At 66.4% G+C, this 14,032-nt stretch carries 12 protein-coding genes; 6 read left to right on the top strand and 6 right to left on the bottom strand.

Annotation, left to right across the window (positions count from 1 at the left end):
• Window positions 1-153: 153 nt before the first annotated feature.
• The 5 genes from QFZ46_RS05390 (at window position 154) to QFZ46_RS05370 (ending at window position 5,951) form a co-directional block, all read left to right on the top strand.
• Window positions 154-1,149, top strand: a complete 996-nt coding sequence (locus tag QFZ46_RS05390; protein WP_307359103.1) for an ABC transporter substrate-binding protein — start codon at window positions 154-156, stop codon at window positions 1,147-1,149.
• 67 nt (window positions 1,150-1,216) lie between these two features.
• The gene (locus QFZ46_RS05385; RefSeq protein WP_307359101.1) at window positions 1,217-2,791 is read left to right on the top strand and encodes a sugar ABC transporter ATP-binding protein; all 1,575 of its coding nucleotides are present in this window, start codon (window positions 1,217-1,219) and stop codon (window positions 2,789-2,791) included.
• Window positions 2,788-3,834 (top strand): ABC transporter permease, encoded by a 1,047-nt coding sequence (locus QFZ46_RS05380; RefSeq protein WP_307359100.1) that lies wholly within the window; start codon window positions 2,788-2,790, stop codon window positions 3,832-3,834. Before QFZ46_RS05385 ends, QFZ46_RS05380 begins: the two co-directional genes overlap by 4 nt.
• Window positions 3,831-4,850 carry a galactofuranose ABC transporter, permease protein YjfF gene (yjfF, locus tag QFZ46_RS05375; RefSeq protein WP_307359098.1) on the top strand — a complete coding sequence of 340 codons (1,020 nt, stop codon included), beginning with the start codon at window positions 3,831-3,833 and terminating at the stop codon, window positions 4,848-4,850. The genes QFZ46_RS05380 and yjfF overlap by 4 nt, the downstream gene beginning before the upstream one ends.
• An 81-nt stretch (window positions 4,851-4,931) precedes the next feature.
• Complete coding sequence (locus tag QFZ46_RS05370; RefSeq protein ID WP_307359096.1) at window positions 4,932-5,951, top strand: LacI family DNA-binding transcriptional regulator; 1,020 nt, start codon at window positions 4,932-4,934, stop codon at window positions 5,949-5,951.
• A 34-nt stretch (window positions 5,952-5,985) separates the two neighbouring features.
• On the opposite strand, the gene QFZ46_RS05365 is transcribed toward QFZ46_RS05370, so the two are convergent.
• The 6 genes from QFZ46_RS05365 to QFZ46_RS05340 form a co-directional block, all read right to left on the bottom strand.
• Window positions 5,986-6,831: an NAD-dependent epimerase/dehydratase family protein gene (locus QFZ46_RS05365; protein ID WP_307359094.1), complete on the bottom strand. Its 846-nt coding sequence runs from the start codon at window positions 6,829-6,831 to the stop codon at window positions 5,986-5,988.
• A 105-nt stretch (window positions 6,832-6,936) separates the two neighbouring features.
• Complete coding sequence (arfA, locus tag QFZ46_RS05360) at window positions 6,937-8,460, bottom strand: arabinosylfuranosidase ArfA (RefSeq protein ID WP_307359092.1); 1,524 nt, start codon at window positions 8,458-8,460, stop codon at window positions 6,937-6,939.
• 38 nt (window positions 8,461-8,498) lie between these two features.
• The gene (locus tag QFZ46_RS05355; protein WP_307359090.1) at window positions 8,499-9,410 is read right to left on the bottom strand and encodes a carbohydrate ABC transporter permease; all 912 of its coding nucleotides are present in this window, start codon (window positions 9,408-9,410) and stop codon (window positions 8,499-8,501) included.
• Window positions 9,410-10,369, bottom strand: a complete 960-nt coding sequence (locus tag QFZ46_RS05350) for a carbohydrate ABC transporter permease (protein ID WP_307359088.1) — start codon at window positions 10,367-10,369, stop codon at window positions 9,410-9,412. Before QFZ46_RS05350 ends, QFZ46_RS05355 begins: the two co-directional genes overlap by 1 nt.
• The gene (locus tag QFZ46_RS05345) at window positions 10,366-11,703 is read right to left on the bottom strand and encodes an extracellular solute-binding protein (RefSeq protein ID WP_307359087.1); all 1,338 of its coding nucleotides are present in this window, start codon (window positions 11,701-11,703) and stop codon (window positions 10,366-10,368) included. The genes QFZ46_RS05350 and QFZ46_RS05345 overlap by 4 nt, the downstream gene beginning before the upstream one ends.
• A 94-nt stretch (window positions 11,704-11,797) precedes the next feature.
• The gene (locus tag QFZ46_RS05340; protein ID WP_307359086.1) at window positions 11,798-12,844 is read right to left on the bottom strand and encodes a LacI family DNA-binding transcriptional regulator; all 1,047 of its coding nucleotides are present in this window, start codon (window positions 12,842-12,844) and stop codon (window positions 11,798-11,800) included.
• Window positions 12,845-12,956: 112 nt separating this feature from the next.
• Between QFZ46_RS05340 and QFZ46_RS05335 the strand changes: the two genes are divergently transcribed.
• Entirely contained in the window at window positions 12,957-14,012 is a 1,056-nt protein-coding gene (locus QFZ46_RS05335; RefSeq protein ID WP_307359084.1) for a LacI family DNA-binding transcriptional regulator, read from the top strand.
• The last annotated feature ends 20 nt before the right edge of the window (window positions 14,013-14,032 follow it).

Genomic DNA, 14,032 nt, shown 5'->3' with positions numbered 1-14,032 from the left:
ACGCCGTTATCGTTTCGTTGCTCCGGGGCGTGATATCACACTTGTGAGCGCTAACAGTGAGCGCTAACATTTCGATTGCGGCCACGGAGGCCGCCCGAATGCACCGCGGAGCACCAGCCGCAACAGCTGCCGGACGAACAAGGAGGTTCACCCATGAAGAAGCTCATTTCGATCGCAGCGGCAGGCGTGCTGCTGCTCGGTCTCGCCGGCTGCGCGTCCGGTGGCGACAGCGGGGGCAGCGACGCCGCCGGCGGCGGAGAGTCCAAGGCGCTCGACGAGCTCGTTGTCGGATTCGCCCAGGTCGGTGCCGAGTCCGGTTGGCGCACGGCGAACACGAAGGACATCCAGGCCGCGTTCGAAGACGCCGGTATCGAGTTGAAGTTCTCCGACGCCCAGCAGAAGCAGGAGAACCAGATCAAGGCGATCCGCTCCTACATCCAGCAGGGCGTCGACTACATCGCGTTCTCGCCGGTCGTCGAGACCGGATGGGATGCTGTGCTCAATGAGGCCAAAGCCGCAGGCATCCCCGTCATCCTGACCGACCGTGCGGTCGACTCGAAGGATGAGTCGCTGTACGTCTCGTTCCTCGGTTCGGATTTCGTGGAGGAGGGCGAGAAGGCCGGAGAATGGGCGGTCGAGGAGTTCGCGGACGCGGATTCCGTCAAGATCGTCCAGCTCGAGGGTACGACCGGTGCCGCGCCGGCGATCGATCGCGCCGAAGGATTCGCGAACGTGATCGGCGAGGACGACAAGTTCGAGATCGTCGCGAGCCAGACCGGCGACTTCACCCGTGCCGGCGGCTTGCAGGTCATGGAGGCGCTGCTCAAGTCGAACCCCGACATCGACCTCGTCTACGCGCACAACGACGACATGGGGCTCGGCGCCATCGAGGCGATCGAAGCGGCCGGTCTCGTGCCGGGCGTCGACATCAAGATCATCACTGTCGATGCGGTCAAGGACGGCATGCAGGCACTCGCAGACGGCAAGATCAACTTCATCGTCGAGTGCTCACCGCTGCTCGGACAGCAACTGGTCGACATCGTGAAGACGCTGAACGACGGCGGGACCGTCGAGCCGCGTATCGTCACCGAAGAGACCACGTTCACCAAGGAGCAGGCCATCGAGGCGCTGCCCGATCGTCAGTACTGAACTCGACCCGACCGGGGAGCGGACGAACGCCCGCTCCCCGGCCTCACCCCTTCGATGGAGAAGCAGGATGACTGAGCTGAGCAGACCCGCAGCGCCGGCGGAGCACCCCGATCCGATCATCGAGATCAGCGACGCGTCGATCTCGTTCCCCGGTATCAAGGCCCTCGACGAGGTGTCGTTCCGGATGTTTCCCGGAGAGGTGCACTCGCTGATGGGCGAGAACGGGGCCGGCAAGTCGACCCTGATCAAGGCGCTGACAGGCGTTTACCAGATCGATTCCGGAAGCATCATCTTCGACGGCGCTCCGGTCTCATTCCGCGGAACAGCGCAGGCGCAGGATGCCGGCATCAGCACGGTCTATCAGGAGGTGAACCTCCTCCCCAATCTCTCCGTCGCCGAGAACATCATGCTGGGGCGCGAGCCGCGGAAGTGGGGCTCCATCGATTACCGAGCCATGCGCGCGCAGAGCCGCGTCGTCCTCGACGCCCTCGGACTGGACGTCGATCCGGAGTCGATGCTCGGCAGCCACTCGCTGGCGATCCAGCAGCTCATCTCGATCGCCCGCGCGATCCACATCAACTCCAAGGTGCTCATCCTCGATGAGCCGACCTCCAGTCTCGATGCCGATGAGGTGGCCGAGCTCTTCCGCATCATCCGCAATCTTCGCGACGACGGCGTCGCCATCCTCTTCGTCTCGCACTTCCTCGACCAGGTGTACGAGATCGCGGATCGTCTGACGGTGCTGCGCAACGGGCGCCTCGTCGGCGAGCACCTGACGCCGGAGATCCTGCGCATCGAACTCGTGCAGAAGATGATCGGAAAGGAGATCGGCACGCTCGAGGACCTCGAGCAGCGCGTGCGCGAGAACGACCAGAGCACTCCGGAGTCCGTTCCGTTCCTGCGCGCGACCGGCATCGGACGGAAAGGCTCGGTCTCCGCCGTCGACGTCAGCATCGGCGAGGGGGAGGTGGTCGGCTTCGCCGGCCTGCTCGGCTCCGGCCGCACGGAGGTCGCCCGGCTTCTCGGCGGCATCGACAGAGCGGACACCGGCACGCTCGAGATCCTCGGCGACAGCATTCGCCTTCGCACCCCACGCCAGGCGCTGTCGCGACGCATCGCGTACTCCAGTGAGAACCGTCGTGCCGAGGGCATCGTCGACGAACTCACCGTCCGCGACAACATCATCCTCGCGCTGCAGGCCGACCGGGGTTGGTTCCGGCCGATCCCGCGCAAGCGTCAGGATGAGCTCGCGCAGAGCTATATCGAAGCACTGCACATCCGTCCGGCCAACCCCGACGCGATCGTACGCAATCTCTCAGGCGGCAACCAGCAGAAGGTGCTGCTCGGACGATGGCTCGCCGTCGCACCCCGCCTGCTGATCCTCGACGAGCCGACCCGCGGGATCGACATCGGCGCGAAGGCCGAGATCCAGAAGCTCGTGATCAGTCTCGCCGAGAACGGCATGAGCGTGATCTTCATCAGTGCGGAGCTCGAGGAGGTCCTGAGGCTCAGCCACCGGATCATCGTGATGCGCGACCGGCACAAGGTCGCCGATCTCGAGAACGACGACCTGACCATCGACAACCTGCTCGCTCTCATCGCCGAGGGCGACGCGGACGAGGAACTCGGAGAGACCGCATGACCGCACTGCTGGCCCGCATCGTCGCCAGCCGCCTGTTCTGGCCGCTGGTGATGCTCGCCGTACTGTTCGTGATCAACGTGCTCGCGTTCCCGGGCTTCTTCTCGATCACCGTCCGCGACGGCAACCTCTACGGCAGCCTGATCGACATCCTGCGCAACGGCGCACCCATGATGATCGTGGCGATCGGGATGACACTGGTCATCGCCACCCGTGGCATCGATCTGTCGGTCGGTGCGGTCGCCGCGATCGCCGGATCCGTGGCATGCAGCATCCTGCTCGGTGCGCCCGATCCGGCCGACCCAGGGACGGTCGCCATCGCGATCCTCACAGCGGTCCTGATCGCGCTCGTACTCGGCGCGTGGAACGGTTTCCTCGTCGCCGTCGTGGGCATCCAGCCGATCATCGCGACGCTCATCCTGATGACCGCCGGGCGAGGGGCTGCGATGCTCATCACCGAGGGGCAGATCCTCACCGTCAACAGCGCACCGTTCAAGGTGCTCGGAGCGGGCTTCATCTGGGGTGTGCCGGTCGCGATCTACCTGGCGGCAGGAGCCTTCCTCGTCGCGGCCCTCTTCACACGGCGCACCGCGCTGGGCATGCTCATCGAGGCGGTGGGCATCAACCCGGAGGCCTCTCGGCAGGCCGGCGTGCGAGCCAGGGGGCTGCTGTTCCTCGTCTACATCTTCGCGGCGCTGTGCGCGGCCGTAGGCGGACTCATCCTCACCGCGAACACGATGGCTGCCGACGCGAACAACGTCGCGCTCTTCATCGAGCTCGACGCGATCCTGGCCGTCGTGATCGGCGGCACGTCTCTCGCCGGCGGGCGCTACTCGCTGGTGGGCACCGTGGTCGGGGCTCTTGTCATCCAGACCCTCGTCACGACGGTCTACACCGTCGGCATCCCGCCGATCATCACGATGGTGTTCAAGGCCGTGGTCGTGACGCTCGTGTGCCTCCTGCAATCGCCGACCACCAATGACGCGCTGGCGGCTTTCCGACGAAGGCTCGCGCTGCGAGCAGGCAAGGAGGCGGTGTCGGTATGAGCACGCTGATCAAGACACCCGCCCCCACTCGGTTCGAACGGATGCTGCACAGCACGCGCTCCGCCTTCACCAGCCCGAAGTACGGGCCGGTACTCGTGACCGCGATCCTGTTCGTCGTGGTGTTCATCGTCGGCGGCATCCGCTATCCGGGGTTCTTCGCTGGACAGGTGATCCTCAACCTGTTCGTCGACAACGCGTACCTCATCGTCCTGGCCGTCGGAATGACCTTCGTCATCCTCACCGGCGGCATCGACCTCTCTGTCGGCGCCGTCGTGGCGCTGTCCACGATGATGGTCGCCAGCCTGCTGCAGAGCGGAGTGCCCGCGGTGATCGTCATCCCCGTGATCATCGTCGCGACGACGGTGCTGGGGCTCCTGGTGGGATTGATGGTCCACTACTTCAAGGTGCAGCCGTTCATCGCAACGCTGGCGGCGATGTTCCTCGCACGCGGTCTCTGCTACGTCATCAGCCAGAGCTCCATCTCGATCTCCGACCAGTCGTTCATCGCGCTGGCAGTGTCGCGTATACCGCTCGGGGGCGGCATGTCGATCACCTGGAGCGTCGTGATCGCGCTCGTGATCGTGGCCATCGCGGTGTGGACGCTGCACCGGACGCGCTTCGGCCGCACGGTCTATGCGATCGGCGGAGGTGAGCAAAGCGCGCAGTTGATGGGGCTGCCGGTCGCGCGCACCAAGGTGCTCGTGTACGCGGTGAGCGGTCTGTGCTCGGGGCTCGCCGGCATCCTGTTCTCGTTCTACACGCTCTCCGGCTATCCGCTCACCGCGATCGGCACCGAGCTCGACGCGATCGCCGCGGTGGTGATCGGCGGGACGCTGCTCGCCGGCGGATACGGCTTCGTGCTGGGCTCAGTGCTGGGTGTGCTGGTGCTGGGCATCATCCAGACGATCATCACGTTCGAGGGCACGCTGTCGTCGTGGTGGACGAAGATCTTCATCGGCGCCCTTCTGCTCGCGTTCATCGGATTGCAGCGCGTCCTCACAAGACGCAAGACGTGATCGCCAGGATTGCACGAGTGCCGCCACGATAATGGGGGGACGGAGCGCGTCGCAGGACGCCAGAGGGAGCAGGCGGAACCGGTGAGTCCGAACGACGATCAGTCGCACAGTGCGACGACGATCTTCGATGTCGCACGTCTGGCGGGTGTCTCGCATCAGACGGTCTCGCGAGTGCTCAACGACCTTCCCAACGTGCGCGCGAGCACGCGGGAACGCGTGGAACAGGCGATCCGCCAGCTCCACTACGTCCCATCGCAGGCGGCCCGTGCGCTGGTCACCAGGCGTTCGCGCACGATCGGGCTCGTCGCGACAGGACTGCCGGACTTCGGGCCGTCCAGCATCGTGCTCAGCTTCAACAGATCCGCGCGCGCCGCGGGCTATGCGGTCATCACCTCGAACCCGGCCGACATCGAAGGCGCGACGCTGCGTTCCGCATCGGAGGTGCTCATCCGCCAGAGCGTGGAGGCGATCGTGCTGCTCGCTGCCGAGCGGGGAGTGCTCGATGCTTTCGATGGATGGGAACTGGGTGTACCCCTGATCGCGGTCGCTTCCGAGCCGCGAGGTCGAGGTGTGCGAGTGAGTCTCGATCAGTACGGCGGAGCACGCCGGGCGGTCGGTCATCTGCAGGAGCTCGGGCACCGCGACATCCTTCACATCGCCGGGCCCGCCGGCTCGATGGATGCGGAAGAGCGCCTGCGCGGATGGCACGACGCCCTTTCCGACGGCGGGATGCCGGTCACTGAACCGCTGCGCGGGGACTGGTCTTCGGGATCCGGTCACCGAATCGGTCGGCAGCTCCTGGCCGAACGGGTGCCTGAGGCCGTGTTCGTCGGCAACGACCAGATGGCCCTGGGCTTCCTGCACGCGACGCAGGAAGCCGGGCTGCGGGTACCGGACGACATCAGCGTCGTCGGGTTCGACGATGTGCCGGAGTCGGCGCACTTCTCGCCGCCCCTGACCACCGTTCGGCAGGATTTCACCGCTGTCGGCCAGGAACTGATGTCCGCCGTGCTCTCTCAGTTGCGGGACGAGGACTCGCCGGTGATGAGCGCGATGCGGATACCGGAGCTCGTCGTCAGAGCGAGTACCCGAAGGCGCTGACGTCGCCGACTCGGCTCATCGAAGACGAGTGGAGTCACACGTCGTCGCGCCAGGAGTGCCGCGGTTCGTATCCGAGCACCCGGCGCGCCTTGTCGATGGACAGCAGCGTCTCGTTCGCGGTCACGTCCCGGGTGACGGGGACACCGGGGAAGACCTCGGCGATCAGCTCGGCGTTCGGACGCGACATCACGGTGTCGGCCGCGGCGATGATGAACTGGTCGAAGCCGGGTGCGGCACCCTCGAGCGCGCGCTGGACCGCCTGAGCACCGTCGCGCGCGTCGATGTAGCCCCAGAGGTTCCACTTGCGCTGCAGTGCGTCGTCATCGAATGCCGGGAATGCGGCGTAGTCCTCGGGGATCATGACGTTCGAGAATCGCAGCGCGGTGATCGAGACATCCGGATGCCATCGCACCAGCTCATCAGCCATCCGCTCCTCCAGCGTCTTCACCAGCGAGTAGACGGACTCCGGACGCGCCGGGTACTCCTCGTCGACGGGGATGTAGGGCGGTGGCACGTCGAACGGCAGGCCCAGGACGGTCTCGCTCGATGCGTAGACGATCCGATGGATCCCGAGGCGGACGGCCGCCCAGAACACGTTGAAGGTCGCTGCCATGTTGTTGTGGAAGGTCGCGACGTCGCTGCGGATTCCCGGTGCCGGGATCGCTCCGAGATGGACGACCGCGTCGATCCCATCGTGTCGGTCGCCCACTCCGCCGAGAGCGTCGATCACCTGCCCGTAGTCGGCGAGGTCGACCTGCACGAACGAAGGACCGCGTGATCCGACGACGTCCATGCCGATCACGTCGTAGCCGTTCGCGCGCAGTTCGCGGGCGACGACGGTGCCGAGTTTGCCGGATGATCCGGTGAGAGCGATGCGCATGTCTCCAGACTGGCACGGGGAAGCCGGGTGCCGGCAGAATCGCGCAAAGTGCCGCATCCTGAATCGGATGCAGCACTTTGCGCGATTCGAACCTCGGGTGCGACCTCAGCCGAGTTCGATCACCGACCACGACAGCGGCGGCAGCGTCGCGCGGACGGCGCCCTCGACGACCTCCGCAGCGCCGAGCGGCACCATGCGCACGGCATCCGGCGTGGACTCGAGGTTCGCGGTGTGCCGGTCTCCGGCGTCAGGGACGGTCAGCGTCTCGGCGTTCTTGACACGAAGATCGCCGAGCCCGCGCAGGTCGATCGTGAGATCGTTCGACTCCTCCAGCGAGCGGTTGGCGACGAACACGACCAGACGCCCGGTCTGCTCATCCCACGTCGCGGCCGCATCGACGGCATCCACGTCGCCGTAGCGCTTGGTGCTGATCTGGGATGAAGAGACGGCGAGACGCAGGATCTGACCCCGGGCGAGGCGTGCCATCCGCTCGAACGGCCAGAAGGTCGACTGCCGCCAGGCCGCCCCGCCCTCTTCGGAACGGATCGGTGCGATCACATTCACGAGCTGCGCCTGGTTGGCGATGCGCACGCGGTCGCCGTGACGCAGCAGGCTGTTGAGGAACGTGCCCACGACGACGGCATCTGTCACCGAATAGGTGTCCTCGATCAGGCGCGGATGCGTGCGCCACGACTTCGACACCTGGTGCGGCTGGTCCTCGGTGTCGAGACCCGACTGGTACCAGACGTTCCACTCGTCGAACGAGATGTCGACCTGCTTCGTGTGCTTTCCTGCAGCCTTCACCGCGTCGATCGTCGCGACGACACCCTCGATGAAGGCATCCATCTCGACGGCCTCGGCGAGGAACGACTCGGCGTCGCCGTCGTGCTCCTGGTAGTACGCGTGCATCGAGATGTAGTCGACCTCGTCGTACGCGTGCGTGAGCACCGTGTGCTCCCAGGTGCCGAACGTCGGCATCTGACGGTTGGACGATCCGACCGCGACGAGTTCGATCGAGTCATCGACGAGCTTCATCGCCTTGGCGGTCTCCTGAGCGAGTCGCCCGTACTCGGCCGCCGTCTTGTGGCCGATCTGCCACGGACCGTCGAGCTCGTTGCCCAGGCACCACAGCTTGATGTCGAACGGGTCGGCAGCGCCGTTCTTGCGGCGCAGGTCCGACCAGTAGGTGCCGCCGGGGTGGTTCGCGTACTCGACGAGCGCACGCGCCTCTTCGACGCCGCGGGTGCCGAGGTTGATCGCCTCCATGATCTCGACGTCGGCCTCACGTGCCCAGTCCACGAACTCGTGCAGGCCGAACGCGTTGGTCTCGATCGTGTGCCAGGCGCCGTCGATGCGCGTCGGGCGATCGGCCGCTGGGCCGACGCCGTCCTCCCAGAGATAGCCCGAGACGAAGTTGCCGCCTGGATAGCGGATGACCGTCGGGCCCATCTCCTTGACCAGCGAGAGCACGTCCTTGCGGAAGCCGCGCTCGTCGGCGAGGGGGTGCCCGGGCTCGTAGATACCGGTGTACACGCAGCGGCCCATGTGCTCGACGAACGAGCCGAAGAGCCTGCGGGGCACATCGGCGATCGTGTAGTCGCGGTCGATGGTGATACGGGCGTGGGACATTGCTCTCCTTGTTCTGGCGGATGCCGGGTGGTGACGGACTACTGACCGCCGAAGCCGCTGGTCGCGACTCCCTTGACGATCTGCTTCTGGAAGATGATGAACACGATGATGAGCGGGAGGGCAGCGAGCACCGCCTGCGCCATGACCTGCGCGTACTGCACTCCATAGGCGCTGATCACGGTCTGAAGACCCACAGGAAGCGTCATCAACGTGGTGTCGTTGATGACCAGGAACGGCCACAGGAAGTTGTTCCATGCGCCGATGAACACGAAGATCGCCACGGATGCCAGGATGGGCCGCGACAGCGGCAGGACGATCGACCAGAAGATGCGGAACCGGCTCGCGCCGTCGACGCGGGCGGCGTCCTCGAGTTCGATGGGGATCGCGTCGAAGAACCGCTTGAGGATGAACACCATCGCCGGCGCCACCACCTGCGGCAGGATGAGGCCCCAATGCGTGTCGATCATGTTGAAGGTCAGCATCTGGTAGAACAGCGGGATGATCAGCACCTGGGGCGGCACGATGATCGACGCGATGACGACGACGAACAGCCATTTGCGCCCGGTGAAGTCCATCCGCGAGAACGCATACGCGGCGAGTGCCGAGATCGCCAGTGTGATGAGCGTGATCGCCGCCGAGGTCCACAGGCTATTGAACGCCCAGGCGTAGACATTGCCCTGCGACAGGATCGCGGTGAAGGCCTCGACGGTGGGACCGGTCGCACCGATCCACGAAGGGTCGCCAGATGCGGCATCCGTCTCGGTCTTGAACGCCGTGGCGATCGCCCAGAGGAAAGGCAGGAGCCAGCCGATCGCGAGCAGGGCGAGAACCACGAATGCGGTGACGCGCAGCGGTCCGAACGGCTTCTGGCCCGGCAGGTGCGGACGGCGGCGGCGACGCGCCCCGGGTGCGGTGATCGTCTCGGTGTGGGAGAGAGTGGCGGTGGACATCACAGCTCCTTCCGACGACGCGAGACCAGGGCCTGCGCGACGCCGATGATGACGATGAGGGCGAAGAACACGTACGAGATCGCGGCCGAGTAGCCGAATCGGTAATTCACGAAGCCGGCTTCGTAGATGTACTGCACGATGGAGCGGGTGGTGTCGCTCGCCACCCCGCCGAGCATCTGATACGCCTGGTCGAACAGCTTCAGAGAGGCGAGGATCTGCAGGATGAGGATGAGCACGGTGGCCGGCCCCAGCTGCGGGAGCGTGATCGACCAGAACTGCCGCCAGGGTCCTGCGCCGTCGAGTGATGCCGCTTCATACTGCTGTGACGGGATGTTCTGCATCGCGGCGAGGTAGAGCAGGAAGTTGAATCCGACCGTCCACCACACCGTCGCGATCACGATCGAGAGCATGTTCGTGTCCGGATTCTGCAGCCAGGCGAGCGGCTCCAGGCCGAGGGCCTTGAGAATGTTGTTCGCCGCGCCGATCTGCGGGTTGAAGATCCACACCCAGATCTGCGAGATCACGGTGGATGCCAGCAGATACGGCATGAAGAACGACAGGCGCCAGAGCCACTGACCCGGCAGCCCGCGATCGACGAGTGCCGCCATGAGCAGCGCGATCACGACGAGCGGCACTGTGGAGAGCAGCGTGAACCAGACGGTGTTCCACATCGACTGCCACATCACCGGATCCGTCAGTGCTTCACCGTAGTTGGCGAAGCCGACGAATCCGCCACCGGCGCCCGTCAGGGACTGGTCGGTGAAGCTGAGGTAGATGCCGTGGACGATCGGCCAGATGAGGAACAGCGCGAATGCGACGAGGAACGGTGCGAGGAACGCCCAGCTGACGAGCTGCTCGCGATTGCGGCTCCCCGCTCGACGAACCCGGATGCCGGAAGAGGCGGCGCCGGTGACGATCGTGCGGGTGGCAGCACCTGATGCGGTAGTAGAGGTCGTCATGGCTTCCACGTCCCTTCGGGGTCAGCCGGGTTCGGCCCGGAGAGCATCGTGTTCGCACGCGCCTCGAAACGGTCGATCGCGGCGGCGGGGTCGTCGCCGCGGAGCAGCACTCCCTGCACGGCGGCGCCGAAGTCCTCCTGGAAGCTGGAACCCGATCCGGTAAACCAGGCGGCCGGATCGTAGACGACGTGCTCTGCCGCCTCGGCGTAGTGCGACTGAGGGATCAGATCGGCGTACTTCGCGGATTCTGTGACAGGCAGGAACGCCGGGATGTGCCCGGCCTCCGCCCACCCGAACGAGCCCTTCAGCAGATCCGCCACGAACTGATACGTCAGCTCGCGCTTGGCCTCGTCGGCGTGCGTCTGGTGGGGGAGCACGAACGAGTGGGAATCGGCGTACACGGCCGGCGTCCCGTACAGGATGGGGATCATGGTCGCGTCGAACGGGATGCCCGCGTTCTGCATTGTGCGCAGCTCCCACACACCGGTCATGAGCATGCCACTCTTGCCGGTCGCGAACTCGGCGATCGCGGAGCCGTAGTCGTTCTGAGCAGCGGCGATCTCGCCGTCGAGCAGGGTCTGCATGAGCGTGAGTGACTCGACCGCGGCATCCTTGTCGATCACGGCCTTGCCGCCGAGCGGCAGCTCGATCGCGAGTCCGTGCTGGGCGTAGAGACCGTAGAACAGCCGCCACATCTGCGCCCCGTCGCCGAGATAGCCGTACGACAGCGCGTGACCCTCGGCCGTGCCGCTGACTGTGCGGAGCTGATCGAGGAACTCCTCGGGGGAGCTCGTCTCCCGCAGGCGCCCGTCGGTGTCGAGCACGCCGGCTGCATCGCAGACGTCGGTGTTGAACATCATGACGAACGGATGCGCGTCGAGCGCGACGCTGAAGAGCCGGTCGCCCACGAAGCCCTTCTCCCAGATCGGTGCGGGGAACGTGCGCTTGTCGACGCCGAGATCGGCGAGCCGGTCGAGATCCCAGTCGTCCAGGAGCCCGCCGGGCGCCCAGCCGTTGACGCGTGTGGCGTGCATGATCGCGACATCAGGAGCCCGGCCGCCGGCACCGGCCATGGCGAGTTTCGTGTAGTACGGCGTTCCCCAGGCGAGCACCGTCGGGCGGATGCGATAGGCGTCCTGTGCGTCGTTGACCCCGTCGAGCAGCGACGACATCGTGACGCCGTCACCGCCGCTCAGAAGGTGCCAGAACTGCAGCGTCTGCGTGTCGGATCCGCTCGCGGGACCGGGAGCGCACCCTGCGAGCAGGGCGGCGCCGGCGGCCAGCGAGCTGGCAGTGAGGAATTGTCGGCGGGACAGATCGAGCGGGGGTGTCATCGTCACTCCTTCGTGACCAGGGGTTGGCCTGTACATGATTACATCGCAGTAATCAGGATGCAAGGACACGCCGAGGATCAGTCATCCGGCACGGTCAGGGGTGGTAGCCGGCCGGGGTGTGCGCAGTGCTCGCCCGTTCCACGACCCGGTGCGGGAGGGTGCGGGATCGCGGGGCGACCGCGCGATCGACCATACGTGATTCGAGCAGATCGAGAATGGCTTCTGCGAAAGCGGCGCGGTCGAACGCGACAGTGGTGAGAGAGGGCGAGGTGAACTCGGAGATCTCGACGTCGTCGAATCCGGTCACCATCACGTCATCGGGCACGCGGATGCCGTGTTCGTGGAGTGCGTGCAGCGCACCGACGGCCAGCGAGTCGGTGAATGCCACGACGGCATCGAATGCGACCTCGCGGGCCAGCAGCTCGCGCGCGGCATCGGCTCCGGATGCCATCGACCACGGCAGACGGTTGACCTCCAGGGCGGGATCGCGTGCGATGGCGACCTCGCGCAGAGCGTCGTGCACGCCTTCCAGCCGGAGTCGACTCGTGGCTGTCGCGAACGATGCGTTGTCGTCGCCACCGATCACGGCGATCCGCTTCGCGCCGCGTGAGATCAGGTGGCGAGTGGCATCTGCGGCGGCGAGCCGACTGTCGATGCGCACGTGGTCCGCCCGGTTCTGCTCCACCTCGCCGATCACGACGAGCGGGGGCAGGCGGTCGGCGTAGCGGATGACGCTGTCCTCGAGGCGGATCGGATTGAGGATCAGGCCGTCGATCAGATGCGAGCGGGCTCGGGCGAGCAACTCGCGCTCACGTTCGGGGGTCGCCGCGGTCTCCTCGATCTGCACGGCGAGTCCGCGCCCGTGTGCGACATCGACGATGCGATGCAATAACTCGGCCGAGTATGCGGTGGCGAGGTCGGGAAGTGCGAGGGCGATCGTTCCGGAGCGTCCGCTTCGGAGCCCTCGGGCGTTGAGGTTGGGAACGAAGTCGAGCTTCAGCATGGCGGCTTCGACCCGAATCCTGGTCTCATCGCGAACGGGCACGGCACGTGTGACGACGTTGGACACGGTCTTCTGCGAGACACCGGCGAGAGCGGCGACATCCTTCATCGTCGCAGGGGGCGGCACCGGCGCTGTCATGCCACCAGTTTAGTCCGGTCGGCCTCCACGCCACGGATTACCACGATGTAAAATGCGGGCGATGGTGAGGGGCGGAACTTCGGTCCGCGGCGCACGCCGTACACTCGTCGGCGTGAGCGAGTCGAGCAGTGAACCGGTGAGGCCGGGGCGTGCAGTCGGCGTCCGAGACGTCGCCGCGCTCGCCGGAGTCTCCCGGCAGACGGTGTCGCGTGTGCTGAACGATCACCCGGATGTCGCGCCCGAGACCAAGGCTCGGGTGGTGCAGGCCATGCATGAGCTCGGTTATCGGATGAACAATGCGGCCCGCGCGCTCGGCACCCGGCGCTCCCGCACGCTCGGCGTACTCGCCTCGGATGCGCTGCAGTACGGGCCTTCGCGCAGCATCGCCGCGATCGAGATCGCTGCCCGTGCGGCCGGATACTGGGTGAGTGCGGCCTTCGCCGACGCCGGCGACGACGAGTCGGTCATCTCGGCGGTCGAGCACCTCATCGCGCAGGGCGTGGAAGGCATCGTCGTCGTCGCCCCGCATGCTCGCACGCTTCGTGCGCTCGACACTCTGCGCGTGGGCGTCCCCGTGCTCACGCTGCATTCGGCCGGCCGTGGGCCCCGCGGCCTCTCGGTCGACCAGGGCGCCGGTGCGCGCCTCGCGGTCGCAGCCTTGGCGGATACCGGACACATCCGCATCGCGCACCTCGCCGGCCCTGCCGACTGGCTGGAGGCGGAGTCCAGGGCCGAAGGCTATGCGACGGAACTGGCGCATCGCGGCCTCGAGCCCGCACTGATGCTGATCGGGGACTGGACCGCGCGCTCCGGATACGAGGCGACCGGCGCTGTGCTGGCCGCCGGTGTCACCGCAGTGTTCGCGGCAAACGACCAGATGGCGCTCGGGCTTCTCGGTGGGCTGCACGAGGCGGGTGTCGCCGTGCCGGAAGCGATCAGTGTCGTCGGCTTCGACGATGTGCCCGATGCCGCGTTCTACTGGCCGCAGCTCACCACGGTGCGGCAGGATTTCGAGGAACTCGCCCGTCGCGCGGTCGCCTCGTTGATCGGAGAAGCGGATGCCGCGGCGTCCGGGCTCGCCCCCGTCGCGCCCGTGCTCGTGCCGCGCCGCTCCGTCGCCCCGCCGCCCCGCCGCCCTGAATCGCGCCCTCGCCGCCCGGCGTCTTGACGCTCGCGAGGCCGCGCGCA

The organism is Microbacterium murale (assembly GCF_030815955.1).
Classification (GTDB): domain Bacteria; phylum Actinomycetota; class Actinomycetes; order Actinomycetales; family Microbacteriaceae; genus Microbacterium; species Microbacterium murale_A.
The sequence above is the reverse complement of the archived record's forward strand: the minus strand, read 5'-3'. Positions and strand labels throughout refer to the sequence as shown.